The sequence below is a fragment of the Streptomyces sp. NPDC005435 genome (genome assembly GCF_040703155.1).
Taxonomy (GTDB): domain Bacteria; phylum Actinomycetota; class Actinomycetes; order Streptomycetales; family Streptomycetaceae; genus Streptomyces.
The window spans coordinates 175599-191483 of sequence record NZ_JBEXEQ010000010.1; the positions used below are offsets into that span (position 1 = coordinate 175599).

General features: G+C 72.8%; 17 protein-coding genes. 2 read left to right on the top strand and 15 right to left on the bottom strand.

All coding sequences use genetic code 11. The annotated features are described in order from the left end of the window. Positions 1-138 precede the first annotated feature (138 nt). A complete protein-coding gene (locus AB0898_RS15090) occupies positions 139-633 on the top strand; it encodes a MarR family winged helix-turn-helix transcriptional regulator (RefSeq protein ID WP_366803346.1) in 495 nt (164 codons plus the stop codon). On the opposite strand, the gene AB0898_RS15095 is transcribed toward AB0898_RS15090, so the two are convergent. From AB0898_RS15095 to AB0898_RS15140, 10 genes are all read right to left on the bottom strand, one after another. Then, positions 597-1301 carry a hypothetical protein gene (locus tag AB0898_RS15095; protein ID WP_366803347.1) on the bottom strand — a complete coding sequence of 235 codons (705 nt, stop codon included), beginning with the start codon at positions 1299-1301 and terminating at the stop codon, positions 597-599. The two genes, AB0898_RS15090 and AB0898_RS15095, sit on opposite strands and share 37 nt — an antisense overlap. Before the next feature lie 29 nt (positions 1302-1330). After that, positions 1331-3553, bottom strand: coding sequence for a hypothetical protein (locus AB0898_RS15100; protein ID WP_366803348.1), 2223 nt, complete (start codon positions 3551-3553; stop codon positions 1331-1333). 54 nt (positions 3554-3607) lie between these two features. Beyond that, the gene (locus AB0898_RS15105) at positions 3608-4141 is read right to left on the bottom strand and encodes a hypothetical protein (protein WP_366803349.1); all 534 of its coding nucleotides are present in this window, start codon (positions 4139-4141) and stop codon (positions 3608-3610) included. A 332-nt stretch (positions 4142-4473) separates the two neighbouring features. Beyond that, a complete protein-coding gene (locus tag AB0898_RS15110) occupies positions 4474-5727 on the bottom strand; it encodes a cytochrome P450 (protein WP_366803350.1) in 1254 nt (417 codons plus the stop codon). Positions 5728-5736: 9 nt separating this feature from the next. Then, complete coding sequence (locus tag AB0898_RS15115) at positions 5737-6942, bottom strand: cytochrome P450 (protein WP_366803351.1); 1206 nt, start codon at positions 6940-6942, stop codon at positions 5737-5739. Beyond that, a complete protein-coding gene (locus AB0898_RS15120; protein WP_366803352.1) occupies positions 6939-7559 on the bottom strand; it encodes an ATP/GTP-binding protein in 621 nt (206 codons plus the stop codon). The genes AB0898_RS15115 and AB0898_RS15120 overlap by 4 nt, the downstream gene beginning before the upstream one ends. Beyond that, a complete protein-coding gene (locus tag AB0898_RS15125) occupies positions 7537-7890 on the bottom strand; it encodes a DUF742 domain-containing protein (RefSeq protein ID WP_366803353.1) in 354 nt (117 codons plus the stop codon). Before AB0898_RS15125 ends, AB0898_RS15120 begins: the two co-directional genes overlap by 23 nt. Continuing rightward, positions 7887-8315 (bottom strand): roadblock/LC7 domain-containing protein, encoded by a 429-nt coding sequence (locus AB0898_RS15130; RefSeq protein WP_366803354.1) that lies wholly within the window; start codon positions 8313-8315, stop codon positions 7887-7889. Before AB0898_RS15130 ends, AB0898_RS15125 begins: the two co-directional genes overlap by 4 nt. Positions 8316-8320: 5 nt before the next feature. Continuing rightward, on the bottom strand, positions 8321-9766 hold the full coding sequence (locus AB0898_RS15135; protein WP_366803355.1) for an ATP-binding protein: 1446 nt from the start codon (positions 9764-9766) through the stop codon (positions 8321-8323). A gap of 670 nt (positions 9767-10436) precedes the next feature. Beyond that, on the bottom strand, positions 10437-11144 hold the full coding sequence (locus tag AB0898_RS15140) for an SDR family NAD(P)-dependent oxidoreductase (RefSeq protein WP_366803356.1): 708 nt from the start codon (positions 11142-11144) through the stop codon (positions 10437-10439). Positions 11145-11245: 101 nt separating this feature from the next. On the opposite strand from AB0898_RS15140, the gene AB0898_RS15145 reads away from it, so the two are divergent. Continuing rightward, the gene (locus AB0898_RS15145; RefSeq protein ID WP_366803357.1) at positions 11246-12112 is read left to right on the top strand and encodes a helix-turn-helix transcriptional regulator; all 867 of its coding nucleotides are present in this window, start codon (positions 11246-11248) and stop codon (positions 12110-12112) included. On the opposite strand, the gene AB0898_RS15150 is transcribed toward AB0898_RS15145, so the two are convergent. From AB0898_RS15150 to meaB, 5 genes are all read right to left on the bottom strand, one after another. After that, positions 12082-12585 carry an NUDIX domain-containing protein gene (locus AB0898_RS15150; RefSeq protein WP_366803358.1) on the bottom strand — a complete coding sequence of 168 codons (504 nt, stop codon included), beginning with the start codon at positions 12583-12585 and terminating at the stop codon, positions 12082-12084. The two genes, AB0898_RS15145 and AB0898_RS15150, sit on opposite strands and share 31 nt — an antisense overlap. Beyond that, on the bottom strand, positions 12582-13574 hold the full coding sequence (locus AB0898_RS15155) for a DUF4232 domain-containing protein (RefSeq protein WP_366803359.1): 993 nt from the start codon (positions 13572-13574) through the stop codon (positions 12582-12584). Before AB0898_RS15155 ends, AB0898_RS15150 begins: the two co-directional genes overlap by 4 nt. A 67-nt stretch (positions 13575-13641) precedes the next feature. Beyond that, positions 13642-14337: an NAD(P)H-dependent oxidoreductase gene (locus tag AB0898_RS15160; RefSeq protein ID WP_366803360.1), complete on the bottom strand. Its 696-nt coding sequence runs from the start codon at positions 14335-14337 to the stop codon at positions 13642-13644. Between the two features lie 119 nt (positions 14338-14456). After that, a complete protein-coding gene (locus AB0898_RS15165; RefSeq protein WP_366803361.1) occupies positions 14457-14813 on the bottom strand; it encodes a metalloregulator ArsR/SmtB family transcription factor in 357 nt (118 codons plus the stop codon). Between the two features lie 71 nt (positions 14814-14884). Then, complete coding sequence (gene meaB, locus AB0898_RS15170) at positions 14885-15883, bottom strand: methylmalonyl Co-A mutase-associated GTPase MeaB (RefSeq protein WP_366803362.1); 999 nt, start codon at positions 15881-15883, stop codon at positions 14885-14887. Positions 15884-15885 lie beyond the last annotated feature (2 nt).

The window sequence follows — 15885 nt, forward strand, 5'->3', positions numbered from 1 at the left end:
ATGTGTCCACATGGGCCGCGCGTCACAGGTGTGCCCTGCGCATATGTGTCCGCAGCCCCTGCTGGAAACTATGCTCGACAGATGTTCTGTTCGCAAGAACATCTTGGGGGCAGAGGGGTCGTGCGATAGGTTGAGCCCGTGAGTGACACGCCTTCCGCAGCCGACGCCGGACCGCCCGGGGACACCGGCCTCGCCTCGGACCTCGGCTGGAGCATCCGCATGGTCTCCACCGCGTTCCGCCGCGTGGCCACCAGCTCGGTGGAGGACCTGCCCGGCGGCCCCCGGGGCTATCTGGTCCTGGTCGCCCTGGCCTCCGGCGAGACGCCTTCCCAGCTCGCCCTCGGCCGGCAGGTGCACCTCGACCGCACCGTCATGACCTATCTGCTGGACGACCTCGAAGCACGCGGCCTGATCACCCGCAGGCCCGACCCCCGCGACCGCCGCGCCCGCCAGGTCCTGATCACCGACGAGGGCCGCACCCTCCTCGACCAGGCCCGCGCCCGTATCGCCCACGCCGAGTCCCGCCTCCTCGCCGACCTCGACGAACCCGACGCCCGCCGACTCCGCGAACTGCTGGCCCGGGTGGCGCGAACGGCTCAGCGGGAGGCGTTGGCGTCCGAGGGCGGGTGCTGAGAGACGGGCTCCGCGAGCTTCGCGGCGAGGTCGTGGTGGCCCAGGGTCGCCAGGGCGGCGCCGAGGAGCTTCAGGAGATCCTCGGCGGTGTCCTCGGTGATGCGCTCGCCGAAGGTCTGGAGCACCCGCGCGGTCACCACCCAGCGTGACTCGGGGTGCCAGCGGTGGGCGTCGTCGACCAGCTTGTCCAGGTCGGCGCCCGGGAGCGGTCCGCCCAGGCGCGGGGACGGCGGGAGCAGGCTGTACAGGAGGGCGGAGGACGGGTCGGCGAGGAGTTCGTCGCGGAGGAACTCCATGCGGGCGCGGGCCTGCCGGCGCTCCAGTTCGTCGAGTTCACAGGCGTGCAGCGTCTGCTGCCTGCGGCGGGCCGCCGCCACCACGGCGTCGTCGACCCGGACGGAGGCCGTCACGGCCGTCACCGTCACGTCGTCGCCGAGCGGGACCTCCTCGCGCAGTACGGCCGCCAGGTCCTGTTCCGCCGCGTGCGGGCGCAGGACGGACGACTCGTTCAGCGTCTTCTCGATGAACCGCCGCACCAGACGTCCGGCGACACGCGGGGCGTCGGCCGGTGCCGGGCCCCGCTTCGACCAGTGCCACTCGACGCGGGCGGACACCTCGAAGGCGAGCCCCGCGTCCTCGCTCTCGCACACGTCGGTGAAGACGTGCACGGACCGGGTACGGCGCCGTCCCGGCCACCTCACGCGGGAGCCCCGGCCCCGGCGGCGCGGGAGAGCCGGCTCCGGAAGCTGTCCACGAGACCGTCGTCCAGCAGATGGGTCAGGGCCGTGTACACGGCCGTACGGCTCGGGGCGTTCGCCGGCAGCTCGCAGGCGCCGGGTGCGGACGCGTCGGGGTCCGGGGTCCGGGCCCAGGTGCGGACGATCGCCCGGAGCCGGTCGCGGGGGTTCTCCGCCGGTGCGGCCGGTTCCTCGCCGGCTTCGGTACGGACCGCCGTGGCGAGAACCGTGAGAACTTCGCGCAGCAGGCCCGGGTAGCGCCGCGCCGCGTCCAGCCAGAGCCGGACGGCCGTCGCGTCGGCGTCGTCCGGTTCGAGGCCGCGCGCGCCGCACAGCACCGCGCGCCAGCCGGTGGTGAGCTCCTCCGTCGACGGGGCGAAGTCGCTGTCGCCGTCGCGGGTGAGCAGGACGGGGAGGGCGGAGGCGGCGGCGTCCGTGGTGGAGGCCAGCGTGCGGAACGACTCGCGCCCGGCCTCCCGGGTCGCCTCGGCGCCGCACCAGGTCACCACGTAGGAGAACAGGTCGGAGCGGGCGGTGGGTTCGGACCACAGCGCCCGCACCGCGCCCTGGAGTGCCCGGCGCACCTCGGGCTCCGGACCGCCGGCGGCGTGGCGCAGACGTCGTAGCGCCTTCACGGTGTGCTGTCTGCCGAATTCGCCCGCGCACACCTCGATCACGGCGAGACGCAGGGCCGGGGAGTCGGTCTGCGCCCACTGCCGCAGCATCTCGTGGATGTACGGCGCGCTCGCGGCATGGACGCCGGCCGAGGTGAGGATCTCGATCAGCGTGGGCCACAGCACCTCCCCGTGCCAGCCCAGCGCGAGCTGCCGCAACGGCTCCTGCCGCCGCTGGCGTACGGCCCACTGCACGGCGAAGGAGCCGATGCGCAGCGCCATGGCCTGCTGCTGTGCTCGGCTGAGGCTGTCCAGGGACCGCCGGCTGGTCTTCAGCGGTGCGGCGGCCAGCCATTCCAGGAACTTGGTGCGGGACAGCGGGCGGTCCACCCAGAAGTACTCCAGCGCCGCGTCGTCCCAGTCGGGCCGGCCGAAGACGACGGTGCCGTCCTCCGTCAGCTCGCCGTCGATGGAGGCGACCATCTCGATGACCCCGGGCTCCTGCTGGCCGCCGAGGGAGACCTTGGGTTCGCGCAGTCGCTTCCCCAAGTCGGCGGCCGCGGCGTAGAGATGGGCGACCGGGGCGCCCCGCAGCGCGGAACAGGACACGAGGAAGTTGCGCTGGAAGGCGGTACGTCCCGTCTCCCGGTGCCAACCGAGCAGCTGAGCACGCCAGTTGGAGCGAGCGGCGAGGACGCTCAGTACCTGGCGGTCGAACGGGGTGCGGCCCTCGCGCTTGTACTTCCGCGCCAGCGCCTCCAGCGCCTCCAGTTGCGGCAGCCGGTCGTCGTCCGACCGGTGGGCGTGCAGGATGTGGCCGACGATCTCCAGTACGTCCACCGGGGGCCGGCCGTCGAGCAGCGCCGCGATGTGCCCGTCCGTGAGCCACCGGTCCACCGGGAATCCGGGGGACTCCGCCGTGAGCCACTTGCGGGCGATCTCCAGCGGGGGCGGCGTTCCCAGGGGCTGCCGGGTGCCCACCGGGGCGCCGGAGCCGATGCGCCGCCACTGCTCCGGAGTGGTCAGCACGACGAGCCGTGCCCTGCGGTGGGCCAGCTGGTCCCGCAGTCCGCCAAGGGTCGCACCGAAGGTGTCGGCCACCGCGAAGTCGTCCTCGTCGGGCGGGAGTTCCATCACATAGGCCCAGTCGGTGACGTGGGGGAGCCGGTGCGCGGGGAAGTCGGGGGAGGCGCCGAAGCCGAGCCGGCCGACCCGTACGTCCGGGTGCTCGTGCCGCAGTTCGGCCAGCAGGGCGCGGGCGGCGGTGGTGCGGCCCCTGCCCGGGCCCTCGGCGAGAACGGTGACCGAGCCGGGTTGCCTGAACGACCCGTAGACGGCGCCGAAATCCGTGCCGCCCTCCGGGGCGACGAACACGGCGCGTACCGCTTCCATGAAGTCGTCGGAGAACGCGCCGTGTTCGAGCGGCATGTCGAATCCCGCGCTGACCTTGACGGCGTTCATCTCGCCGAAGTTCAGCAGGGCGAGCTGGCGCAGCCGGGCGACGGCGTCGCTCTCCAGCAGCGCTGCCAGGCCCAACGGATCGGGCGGCGCGGGATGTTCGTCGTGCATGGCGTGCGTTTCCTGACCTTGTGACGTCGAGAGGGGCGCGGAACCGGCGGGGATTCAGCCGAGGGTGCCTTCGACATGCAGGCCGGTGACCTCACCGCCAGGACGCACGGTGCGCGCGGTCTGCTCGATGTCGACGGCTGCCCGGTCGGTCACGTGGCGCGCCTTGACGCCCTGCGCCACGGCGTTCGCCTCGATGTCGTCCAAGCGCTGGACGACCCTGACGCCGGGCGCCGGCCGGCGCTCACCCGCGAAGGTGAAGCGCTGGGCGTAGACCACTTCGAGGTCGTCGCGCACCTGGCTCAGTGTCCGCAGCAGGTTCGCGTCCTCCGGCCGGATCAGGTCCGGGTCGCGCCTGTACCTGCTCAACTCCTGCTCCGCGCGGGTGAGTCGGGCGAGGCGGTCTTCGGTCAGGGCTCCCGGATGGAGGACATAGGGGGCCGGAGGCTCCGCGAGTGCCGGGCGGAACTCCCCGTCCGCACGGGATTCCGCGCACCGGTCGAGTGCCTCCCCGAGCCGCCCGAAGAGGAATCCGAAGATCTGCGGCAGCGCGGTCGTGGCCACGGTCGCCAGCGAAAGCTGGTCCGTCATGGTGGTTCCCCCGGTGTGATCGTGCTGTGGAGCGGCTGAGATCGTCACCAAGGTTAGGGTTTCGGGGGGTTCTGAGGTGAAGAGGGGATTTTGCCAGTTGTGGGGGGAGCTGGGCCGGGTTGTGTTCGGCGCGCCGATTCGAACTGGGTCCCTCGGAGGTGGTGACGTAACGGGTCAGGGGCCTTACGCGCTCCACAGGGGCGTATTCGGCGGCGTTCGAGCGGCGGGGGGTGCGGGTACGCGCCATGGCCTGGCCGGAAACGGCGCCGGCCCGCCGCGCGAGAGGTACGGGCGCGGCGGGCCGGGGTGTCGGGGCGGGGGTGCCGGAGCGGTCAGCCGGCGGTGGGCCGCAGCCGTACCGGCAGGCTCTGGTGCCCGTTGCTGATCAGGGAGTGGACCGGCTTCAACTCGTGCGCGGGGACCGCCGGTTCCATGTCCGGGAAGCGCTCGAAGAGCTGCCGGAGCGCGGCGGCGATCTCCATGCGGGCGAGCGGGGCGCCGATGCAGAAGTGGACGCCGTGTCCGAAGGCGAGGTGCTCCTTGGAGAGGCGGGTCACGTCGAACCGGTCGGCGGTCGGCCCGTGCCAGTCCGGGTGGCGGTTGGCCGCGGCGTAGGAGGCGAGGATCGCGTCGCCCTTGGGGATGACCCGGCCGTCGGGCAGCGTGATGTCGTTGACGGCGTAGCGCAGCGGAAGGTGCTTGACCGAGGGCTCGAAGCGCAGGGTCTCCTCGACCACGTCCTCCCACGCCGCGCGCCCGGCCCGCAGATGCTCCAGCTGCTCGCGGTCGGCCAGCAGGGCGGTGACGGCCTGGTCGATGGCGTTGACCGTGGTCTCGTACCCGGCGCTGATCATCAGCAGCAGGGTGTCGCGCAGCTCCTCGTCCGTCATGCCCTTGCCGTCGCCCTCCTCGTCGCGGGTGGCGATCAGCAGGGAGGTCATGTCGTCGCCGGGCTCGGCGCGCTTGGCCGCGATCAGCTCGTCCAGCGCCGCGTAGAGGCCGGCCGTGTTCTTCATGGCCTCCTCGGTGGTCAGCGTGGTGTCGAAGACACCGTCCACCGTGGTGCGGAACACGGCGGTCTGGTCCATGGGCACGCCCATGAGCCGCCCGATCACGGTGATGGGCAGCGGGTACGCCAACTGCTCGCGCAGATCGGAGACTTCGTCGGCGGGCCGGGCGGCGAGGGCGTCGAGCAGACCGGTCACCGTCTCCTCCACGACCGGTTTGAGCACGGCGATGCGGCGGGCGCTGAAGGCGGGCGCGACCATGCGGCGCAGCCTGCGGTGGTCGCCGCCGTACGCGGTGAACATGTTGTTCACCGCGACCCAGAGCACCAGCGGCCAGGTGGTCAGCGCCTGCTCGAAGCCGGGCCAGTGCGCGCGGGGGTCCTTCGAGACGTCCGGGCTGGTCAGGAGCTGCTTGAGGAGGTCGGGGTCGGTCACGGACCACGCGGTGACCCCGAGGATGTCCACCTGGGTGGCCGCACCCCGGGCGCGCAGCGCCTTCAGTTCGGCGTGGTGGTCGCCGCCGGTGGGGTCGAGGACGAGGACGGACTGCTCGGTCGCGGATATCGACTGTTCGGGCACGGGGCTCCTTCAGCGATGGACGGGGAACAGGACGGGAAGGGCTTCCAGGGCGCGGTGGAACGGGCCGGGGCGCCACCGCAGTTCGGACGGCGGGACGGCGAGGTCCATCTCCGGGAGGGCGTCCAGGAGATGACTCAGCGCGGTCTCCGCGATCAGATACGCGTGGGAGCGCGCCGGACAGGTGTGGGGGCCGATGCTCCACGCGAGGTGGGCACGGTTGCCGCTGACGCTCGACGCGGGCGTCCCGAGGGTGAGTTCGGGGTCGTTGTTGCACGCGGACAGGGAGATCACCACCGGCTGGTGGGCCGGGAGCAGGTAGCCGTCGATGTCCGTGGGGTACGGCGGATAGCTGATGCAGTAGTTCGCCATCGGCGGGTCGCTGTAGAGGACGGTGTCCAGCGCGTCGCGCAACGTCGACTGACCGGCGTGGAGTTCGGCGGAGAAGTCGTCGTCGGTGAGGATCTTCAGCTGGGTGTTGGCGATGAGGTTGGTCAGCGGCTCGATGCCCGCGCCGTAGAGCGTGACGAGCTGGTGGGCCATCTCCTCGTCGCCCAGGGCGGCTTCGTGCGCGATCAGCCGGGAGGTCACGTCGTCGCCGGGCCGTTCGCGGCGCAGCCCGACCAACTCCCCGATGGCCTGGGCGAGAAGCGCGTTGCCGTGGTCGGCGTCCTTCGCCTCGAAGATCTTCGCCATGCCGTCCGCGATGCGCGCCCCGATGTCGTCCGGGCAGCCGAGCAGCGCGCTGAGCACCCGGAAACTGATCGGCCACGCGTACTGGGTGAGCAGGTCGGCCCGCCCGGTGTCGCCGAACCCGGCGATCGCCTCCTCCGCGATCGTCTCGACCAGCGCCCGGAGCCGGTGCTGGTCCACCGCGTCCAGGCTCGCGGTGTTGGCGCCCCGGTAGCGGGCGTGATCGGTGCCGCCGCTGCGCAGCGCGTTGGGCCGCCACTCCATCATCGGCAGCACCGGGCAGGTGCGCGGCACCGCCTTCTGCCACACCCGGGGGTCGGCGGGGAAGCGCAGCGGGTCGTTGAGGATGCGGCGCGCGGCGTCGTAGCCGATCACCAGCGTGGCGGGGATGCCCGGGGACAGCTCGACGGGCACCAGCGTGCCGTACGTGCTCCGCATCCGCTCGTAGGCGGCGTGCGGATCGGCGGCGAACTCCGGTGCGTACAGCGGGATACGGGCCGGGGCTTCGAGATCGGCGGAGGTCATCGCAGGGACTCCAGGGAAGCGGCGGGGCCGAGCCCGACCAGGTGTTCCGTGAGGGTGATCAGGGCGCGCAGGGAGGAGACCCGGTCGCGGGCGTCGCAGCTGGTCAGCGGGGTGTCGGGGTCGAGGGCGAGGGCTTCGCGCAGTTCCGCCTCGGGGTAGACGGGGGCGTCCGGGAAGGTGTTGACCGCCACCGCGTACGGCGTGCCCCGGTCCTCCAGGAGCCCGAGGGCGCCGTGGCTGGCGTCCAGGTCCCGGGTGTCGGCCAGCACGAGGCAGCCGAGCGCGCCCTCGGACAGGTCCTCCCACAGCGGCTTGAAGCGGACCTGCCCCGGCAGCCCGAACAGGTACAACGCGAGGGCGCCGTCGGCGAGATGGATGCGGCCGAAGTCCATGCCGACGGTCGTGGTGGTCTTGTCCGGGGTGCCGCGCATGTCGTCGATGCCGACGCTGACCTCGGTGATGGGCTCCTCCATGCGCAGCGGCCGTACCTCGGACACGCTGCCGATGAAGGTTGTCTTGCCGACCCCGAACCCGCCGGCTATCACGATCTTGGCCGACTGCGTCACCGTGTGGGGCACGTAAGTGACGGGCGGGTCAGAGGAGTTGTCGAAGTCCATGGAGCACCCTTACGAGAATGTCGTCCTGCGGCTGGTCGGAGTCGGCGTCCACCGGGCTGGTGAGCCGGCCGGTGTCCATGAGGCGGGAGACGAGAATGCGGACGGTGGAGGGCGGCAGTTGCAGCGCGGCGGCGATGTCGGCCACGGCCAGACCGCCGCAGCCGGGTGAGAACAGGCTCATCACCCGGCGTTCGTCCGTGGCGAGTTCACCGGCGGAGCCGGCCGCGGCGATGACCACGCTCTCCCAGCGCACGTCGTCCCGTGGGCGGATCTGGCCGCCGGTACGGACGTAGGGCCGGATCATGTCCGGGTCGCGCCGCGGCCCGCTCATGCCCCGAGACTCCCGTCGCGCTGCGGAACCGGAGTCCGTTCGCCGGTCGAGAGCCGCGTGCCCAACTGCACCGCGAGGCGCACCATGTGATCGGTGATCAGGCCGACGTCCGCCAGGGGTCCGGTCGTACAGACCATCAGCGTCGTGTTCTGCCCGGCGGCCGTCGTCAGACAGAAGTTGTCCGCGCACTCCACGAGATGCTGGCGCACCCCGCCACCGCCGGTGAACTCGTCCCACGCCTTGGCCGAGGCTCGCAGCGAGGCGGTCAGCGCGGCCAGTTTCTCGCCGCCCTCCTGGTCGATGGTGTGCGTACGGGCCTTGAGCAGGCCGTCGCCGCTCACCAGCACCGCGTACCGGACCCCCTCGACCGAGCCGAGCTGTTCGTCCAGCAGCCAGCCCAGGGAGTTGGCGTGAGTCTCCGACATGGTGTTCAACGTCCTTCTTCCGTGCGGGGGGTGCTGCTGTGGTGGTGGTTCCGGCCCCGCCGGGTGCCCGCCATCCAGGAGGCGGCGACGCCGGGGGTGCCCGGCTGGACCGAGGGGGCGGCCGGCTTGGCGGCGGGGGCGGCCTGCGTGCCCGGCTCGGCGGAGGCGGAGGCCGAGGCGGAGGCGGATCCCACGGCGGATGCGGATGCGGATCCGGAGGCCGCGTTGCGCGGGGCGCGCTTGCGGACCGTGAGGCCGCTCGCCGTCGTGGTGGCCGGCTCCGGCCGGGTCCGCTGCGGCGCGGCCGGCGTCTGCTGCCCCGGGAGGGCGGCCCTGGTGCGGGCCGCGGTGCGGGACGGCACCGACCTGGCCGCCTCGGGGCTGGTCAGCAGGTTCTGCGGGAGCACGATGACGGCGCGGGTGCCGCCGTAGATGTTCGGCGTGGTGATGTCGACGCGGAAGCCGTAGTCCTTGGCCAGCGCGGCGGCCACCCGGAGCCCGGTCTGCGGGTAGGCGCCGAGCGCGGTGATGTCGTCGCGCTGTTCGCCGGAGAGCACCTTGCGGGCCCACAGCACGCGCTCGTCGTCCATGCGCAGTCCGGCGTCGTCCACGATCAGGAAGGCCGCGTTGTGGCCGTGGTCGAGGGTGACGTGCACGCGCGCGGCGGGCGGCGAGTAACGCAGGGCGTTGCTGAGCAGCACCGCGAGGGTGTGGATGACGGCCTCGACGGCCCGGCTCTCGACCGCGAGCGTCTCCATCTCCGGGTGCTGGACGCGCTCGTACCCCTCGACGCGGCCCATGGCGGCGCGCACGATGTCGGTCAGGGTGGTCGCCCGCCAGCGGGCGGAGAGCTTGTCCCCGGCGAGCACGGAGAACCCGGAGGCGATGAGCAGCATCTGCTGCGAGAGGTGGTCGATCTCGTTGAGCGTGGCGTACGCCTCGTCGGAGATGTGGACCTTGCGCACCCCCGCGCTCACCGAACGGCTCAGGTTCTTCGCCCGCTGCACCAGGCTGGAGGCGAACGCGCGCACGGTGGCCCGGGCGACATCGACCGACTCCCGCCGGGCGTCCGCGACTTGGGCGTCCGCCGTCTGCTGGATCGCGGCGGCGCGCTCCTCGGACCGCTTCTCCGCGCGCCGCTCCAGGAGCGCCACGGCGTTCCGGGTCTCCTCGCTCAGCCCGGTCAGCGCCTGAGCGAGCGGGGTGCCGGCGAGCTGGGGCGGCAGGGCGGGGGCGTCGGCCGGTTCGGCCGGTTCGGCCGTGGAGGACGTGACGGAGGCGGCGATCCGCCCCACGAACTGCTCGGCGGCGCGCAGCTGTTGGGACAGCGTCTCGGCGCGCTCCCGCAGTTGCTCGGCCCGCCGCCGCTGACGTGCCGCGACGCGTGCGTAGTACGCCACCGCCGCTGCGCCGGCCGCCACGAGCACCAGGAAAAGAATCGGTTCGGTCATCGGGCCGTCCTCGCGACGATGGTGCGGGGGGTGCCGGCGGCGAGCCGGACGCGGTGGCGGGACGGGCCGGTGCCCGGGGCCACGGCCGACGGGATCGCCCTGGCGGGTAACCCCGTTGCCGGTCCGTGCGCCTCCGGCGGCGCCGACGAGGCGCGAGCGGTACGGGCTGCCCGTAAGAGACGCATGACTGAACTCCTGCTGGGGAACGGCCGGGTCGCGCTGCGGAGCGCGCGTGTGCGACGGACCTGAGCGTGCGGTGGGCGGCGTCGGGCGAACCGGGATGTCCAGCGGGGGCCGTCGGTGCGGGCGGCGGCGGTCGGGCCACACGTCACGCGCTGGAGCAAGACGTTGGTCCTGGGGCGCCCCTCCCGGTCCGCCGCGGCGTGCTGCCGCGCATGTCGGCAGCTCTTTGACGACGGTGAGAATACGGTCCGTAACGTAGTCCTCGCAACGCCGGACGAAAATGCGGATATGCGTGATCTCGCGTACTCCGTACGGCAGTTGGCGCGGACGCGGCCAGGCCGAATACCGCACCCCCGGCACTCCCGCGAGGCCGCGCGGGGCGGCCGGGGCGGGGGTGGCGGGGGCTGAGGTGATCCGGTGAAGATTTCACCACGTGTGTGAACGAGGGAACCGTCGGCGGTCTTGCGGACTCACCCGTGCGCGTGACTCACCACGGCAGCACCCCCGCCGCGTTCTGGAACGTCCCCGTCGGCCCCTCCGCGCCCACGCACGCCAGCCGGACGACGACCTCGGCGCCCTCCTCGACGGTCTGGGTGCCGGTGCGGTGGTTGAGGTCGGTGGACGTGAAGCCGGGGTCGGCGGCGTTGATCCGGACGCGGTCGAACGCCTTGGCGTACTGGACGGTGAGCATGTTCAGGGCGGCCTTGGACGCGGGGTAGGCCAGGCCCGGGTAGAAGTGCTCGGGGGCGGCCGGGTCGGCCAGGGCCGGGGTGTACGCCAGACCGCTGCTGACGTTGACCACGACCGGCCGGTCCGAGCGGAGCAGCAGTGGGAGGAAGGCGTGCAGGGTGCGGACGGCGCCGAAGACGTTCGTCTCGAAGACGGCGCGTACGTCGTCGGCCGTGGTCTCGGCGGGCAGGACGAAGCCGCCGTCCGGGTGGCGCGGTTCGATGCCGGCGTTGTTGACCAGCACGTCCAGTCCGCCTTCGGCCTCGATCGTCCGCACCGCGGCGGCCACGGAGGCGTCGTCGGTGACGTCGAGCGGGACGAAGCGGGCGCCCAGCTCCTCGGCGGCGCGCCGTCCGCGCTCGGGGTCGCGGGCGCCCGCGTAGACGGTGTGCCCGGCGGCGAGCAGACGGCGGGCGGTCTCGCGGCCGATGCCCTTGTTGGCTCCGGTGATCAGTGTTCTCGTCATGCGTCCAGCCTGCGCCGGGCGTCCGCCACCAGCCAGAAGACCGCTTTTCCTGGGACTGGCGGTACCAGGCACGGCCCGCCGCGCGGCGGCACACTGGGGGCATGACGACCACGGACCTGGGCGACGCGATCCGCCGCTGGCGGGACCGGCTGGCCCCCGGTGACGTGGGGCTGCCGGCCGGGGGCCGCAGACGGGCGGCGGGGCTGCGCCGCGAGGAGCTGGCGCAGCTCGCGGGGATCTCCGTCGACTATGTGACCCGCCTGGAGCAGGGGCGCGCGGCCAACCCCTCCTCGCAGGTCGTGCAGGCGCTGACCCGCGCGCTCCGGCTCTCGGCGCAGGAGCGGGACCACCTCCACCGGCTGGCCGGACTCGCGCCGCCCGGACCGAGGACCGTACCCGTCTTCATCCCGCCCAGCGTGCACCGGCTGCTCGACCGGCTGGCCCACACCCCGGTCGCCGTGTACGACGCCGCCTGGACCCTGCTCGCCGCCAACCCGCCCTACGCCGCGCTGATGGGCGACTCCACCCGGTGGCGCGGGCGTGAACTCAACGGTGTCTGGCGCCACTTCCTCGGTCCCGGCGGACCCGTCACCTATACCCCCGAGGCGCGCGCCGCCTTCGAGTCCGCCCTCGTCGCCGACCTCCGCGCGGCGGCCGCCCGCTACCCGGCCGACCGCCAGCTGCGCGCCCTGGTGGCCGAACTGCGGGGCGGAAGTCCGGAGTTCGCCCGGCTGTGGGACTCCGGAGCGGTCGGCGTGCACGAGGCGGCGCGCAAGACCATCGGCCATCCGGCGGTCGGTCCCGTGACCCTCGACTGCGACATCCTCTCGGTCGCGGGCAGCGACCTGCGCGTCATGGTCTACACGGCGCAGCCGGGCACCGAGGACGCGCAGCGGCTGGAGCTGCTGATGGTGTGGGGGACCCAGCGGGTGGAGCCTCAGCCGCCGCTGCCCGGCGCCACCGGATAGCGGTGCACCGGCGGCAGACACGGCAGCAGCCCCGGCCACACCGTGTCGATCACATGCGCGCTCGGGGTGAAGAGCGGCTGGGGGAGCGTGGGCAGGTCGGCGGGGTCGTGCCACTTCCAGCGGTCGATCAAGTGCGGCTCCTCGACGGACGGTTCACCGGTGAAGGCGTGCACGCGGACGGCGGCGGTCAGCCGGGGCAGACCGTGGACGGAGTCCATCAGCAGCGCCACCGTCCGCGTCGTCTCCGGATCGGCCCGCAGACCGGTCTCCTCGGCCAACTCCCGTACGCCCGCTGCCGTGAAGTCCTCGCCCGCGTCGTTCTTGCCACCGGGCAGCTCCCAGACCTCGCGCTTCCTGGACCAGCCGAGCAGCACCCGGCCCGCCGGGTCGGTCACGACGACACCGGCGCCGGTGAGCGCGTGCGGCGAGGGGCGCCCCTTGTCGGCGTACGGGATGCGGTCGGTCTCTGTCACGGTTCTCCCTGCTCCTTCTGCCATGCCCGGACCCCCAGTCTGCCCGTCGTACCGAGATCCAGTTCGGGGGTCACCATCACGGGCGCGGCGCCCGCCCTGGCACGGACGCGGAGGTAGGGGGCGTTCACGGGGGCGCCGACCGTCAGCACGGTGTTGCGCCAGGCGATGGTCGAGAGGGCCCGCTCGCCGGGGTTCAGGGTGACGGGGCGGACGACATCGGGGCTGCCGTCGAGGTTGGCGACCTCGTCGCCGGGCACGAGGCGGATGCCCTCGACCGGCTTGTGCCCGGCGTCGAGGATCTGGAGTTCGGGGCGGCCCTCCAGCGGGTACGGGCTCCTGCCGCAGTTCTCCAGATGCAGGCCCGTCACGCGCAGCCCCATCGCGGCGTCCCCCCGGTCGGCCCACACCCGCACCCCGGACGCCGGACACGGCCCGCTCTCGGACGGCGCCTCGGCGGTCGGGACGCTGCGGACGGACACGACCGACACGTGCGGACCGCCCACCGAATCGCCGAGACTCCGGCGCATCGCCACCGTCCCGCGCAGGGTCTTCCCCGGCCGGACGGGACCGACGATCCGGGTCACCCCGGTGTACCCCCCGGCGTCGAGGACGATCGTGTACGTCATGTCCTGCGTGTCGGGGCTGGTCACCGAGAACGCCGCCGTCAGGCCGTTCGGCCGGCAGACGCCGTGCTCGTCGACGGCGCCGGAGTACACCCCGGTGACCCGCACCCCGTCCCGCTCGGTGTCCGTGGCCGACGGGACCGGGCTGGGCGTGCCCGGCGGGCGTGAGGCGTCCGCGGTGGCCGTGGGCCGGGTGAGCGGGGGCGTGCTGCCGGGGGTGGGCGTCGCCGAGGGGCACGACGGTGCGGCGCCCACCCCGCCGGCCGCGGGCGGGTCCGTCTGCCCGGCGCCGCATCCGGCGAGGGCGAGAGCCGTGGTCACGGCGAGCGTGCCGACGGTGATCCGGTCGGCAAATGGTCTGCGCATCAAGCGAGTCGACCAGCACCGGAGCACTCCGGCTGTGACGGAGGCCACTGTTCCGGTCACGGCTCTGTCACAGGTGCGCCGCGCCCGCCCCGAGCCCCGCGAAGGCGTCCCGCACCGCCGCGAGTCCCGCCTCCCGCTCGGCCTCGGTCATCCGGGCCGGGCCGTAGGTGACGACCGGGGGCAGCGGCTCGTAGCCGACGAACTCCAGCATTCCCCGGTGGACGTGGAAGAGGAATTGGTCCAGCGCGCCGAACGCCCCGCCCGGTGCGAACGCCTCCTCGGAGCCGCCCGTCGTGATCAGCGCCATCGCCCGCCTGCCGCGCAGCGCGGCCCGGTCGAACAGCCCGAATTCCCCGCCGAACACCGCCCCCATGACGAACACCCGGTCGATCCAGCCCTTGAGGATCGCGGGCATCGAGAACCACCACAACGGAAAGGACAGGACGAGCAGATCGGCCGACAGTACGGCGTCCAGATGTGCGCGCACCTCGGCGGACAGGGTGCCTTCGCGTACGGCCCGCATCTGCTCGGCCTGCGGCTTGAACGGCCCTTCGGGCGACGGGAATTCAGCGCGGTCGAGCACGGGGTTCCAGCCGTCGGCGTAGAGGTCCAGCACCCGCACGGAGTAGCCGGAGCGGCGCAACTCCTCGACGGCCGCCCGCATTTGAGCCGAGGCGAACGAGTCGGGCTCCGGGTGGGCGTGCACGACGAGAGCGGACGGCTGAACGTCCATGGCGGGATCCACGGTGGGCGCGATGTCCATACCGCCGATCGTATCGCAATATTCCGATGTGTCGATGTGAAGCGATGGCATGCGGCCGCCGTGGCAGCGGTCGAGCCGGGGGTGGCCCGGCCGGGGACGGCCCCGCCGTGAGCGGTCGCTCAGATCAGCCCGCCGACCGCCTCCGACAGCCGCCGCAGCCGCTCCTCGTCCCGCCGGTAGTGGGTCCACTTGCCGACCCGCGTCGAGCGGACGAGACCCGCCCGCTCCAGGGTCGCCATGTACGAGGAGACGGTGGACTGGGCCAGCCCGCTCTTGGCCTGGATGTGGCTGACGCACACCCCGACGGTGTCGCGGTCCGCGATCGGCTCGTACGCCGCGAACTCCGCGTCCGGGTTCCGCAGCCAGCGCATGATCTGGAGCCGGACCGGGTTGGCCAGCGCCTTGAACGCCTCCAGCGTCTCCACGGTGTCGGGTGCTTCCGCGGCCTGCGTGGCCGTCTCGTCGTTCCTGCTCATGTCCACCCAGGGTCCTGTCCGGTCACCGTCACGTCGACATACCAGGATATCTCGATGGATGAGGACCCGGGTCAGGGCTCCCGCCGTATCCCGTCCTCGAACGCCCGCAGAATCCGCTCCGCCGCCAGCGTCGCCGTCAACGTCCCCTCCCGTACCCGCTGTTCGAGCCCGGGTGCGGTCTCGCGGACGGCCGGGTCCGAGCGGAGGCGGCCGAGGAGTTCGTCGCGGACCATGGACCAGGTCCAGCCCACCTGCTGGTCGCGCCGCTTGGCGGTGAGCCGGCCCGTGGAATCGAGCAGCGCGCGGTGCTGCTCCAGGCGCTCCCACACGGTGTCCAGACCGTTCGCCTCGCGTGCGCTGCAGTGCAGGACCGGCGGAGTCCAGAACGCGTCCTTGCCGTGCATCAGCCGCAGCGCGCCCGCGAGTTCACGTGCGGCCGTCTTCGCGTCGCGCTCGTGCGGGCCGTCCGCCTTGTTGACGGCGATCACGTCCGCCAGCTCCAGGACGCCCTTCTTGATGCCCTGGAGCTGGTCGCCGGTGCGGGCCAGGGTGAGGAGCAGGAAGGAGTCGACCATGTCGGCGACCGCCGTCTCCGACTGGCCGACGCCGACCGTCTCGACCAGGATCACGTCGTAGCCCGCCGCCTCCATGACGATCATGGACTCCCGGGTCGCCTTGGCCACCCCGCCCAGCGTGCCCGCGCTGGGGGAGGGCCGTACGAAGGCGTCCGGGTCCACGGCGAGGCGCTCCATGCGGGTCTTGTCGCCCAGGATCGAGCCGCCGGTGCGCGTCGAGGACGGGTCCACGGCGAGCACCGCCACCCGGTGTCCCAGCGAGGTCAGCATGGTGCCGAACGCGTCGATGAACGTGGACTTGCCCACGCCCGGCACCCCGCTCACCCCGATCCGCCGCGCCCGCCCGCTGTGCGGCAGCAGCTCGGTCAGCAACTCCTGCGCCAGCGCTCGGTGTTGCGGTCGGGTGGACTCGACGAGGGTGATGGCACGGGCCACCACCGCCCGCTTCCCGTCGAGCACGCCCTTGACATAGGCGTCGAGATCCATCGCGGCCATCG

What these genes read in the sequence shown, in the direction of transcription:
- AB0898_RS15100 (WP_366803348.1), bottom strand. Translation starts at nt 3,553, where the DNA reads ATGCACGACGAACATCCCGCGCCGCCCGATCCGTTGGGCCTGGCAGCG.
- AB0898_RS15105 (WP_366803349.1), bottom strand. Translation starts at nt 4,141, where the DNA reads ATGACGGACCAGCTTTCGCTGGCGACCGTGGCCACGACCGCGCTGCCG.
- AB0898_RS15115 (WP_366803351.1), bottom strand. Translation starts at nt 6,942, where the DNA reads ATGACCTCCGCCGATCTCGAAGCCCCGGCCCGTATCCCGCTGTACGCA.
- AB0898_RS15120 (WP_366803352.1), bottom strand. Translation starts at nt 7,559, where the DNA reads ATGGACTTCGACAACTCCTCTGACCCGCCCGTCACTTACGTGCCCCAC.
- AB0898_RS15125 (WP_366803353.1), bottom strand. Translation starts at nt 7,890, where the DNA reads ATGAGCGGGCCGCGGCGCGACCCGGACATGATCCGGCCCTACGTCCGT.
- AB0898_RS15130 (WP_366803354.1), bottom strand. Translation starts at nt 8,315, where the DNA reads ATGTCGGAGACTCACGCCAACTCCCTGGGCTGGCTGCTGGACGAACAG.
- AB0898_RS15135 (WP_366803355.1), bottom strand. Translation starts at nt 9,766, where the DNA reads ATGACCGAACCGATTCTTTTCCTGGTGCTCGTGGCGGCCGGCGCAGCG.
- AB0898_RS15140 (WP_366803356.1), bottom strand. Translation starts at nt 11,144, where the DNA reads ATGACGAGAACACTGATCACCGGAGCCAACAAGGGCATCGGCCGCGAG.
- AB0898_RS15145 (WP_366803357.1), top strand. Translation starts at nt 11,246, where the DNA reads ATGACGACCACGGACCTGGGCGACGCGATCCGCCGCTGGCGGGACCGG.
- AB0898_RS15155 (WP_366803359.1), bottom strand. Translation starts at nt 13,574, where the DNA reads ATGCGCAGACCATTTGCCGACCGGATCACCGTCGGCACGCTCGCCGTG.
- AB0898_RS15160 (WP_366803360.1), bottom strand. Translation starts at nt 14,337, where the DNA reads ATGGACATCGCGCCCACCGTGGATCCCGCCATGGACGTTCAGCCGTCC.
- AB0898_RS15165 (WP_366803361.1), bottom strand. Translation starts at nt 14,813, where the DNA reads ATGAGCAGGAACGACGAGACGGCCACGCAGGCCGCGGAAGCACCCGAC.
- meaB (WP_366803362.1), bottom strand. Translation starts at nt 15,883, where the DNA reads ATGGCCGCGATGGATCTCGACGCCTATGTCAAGGGCGTGCTCGACGGG.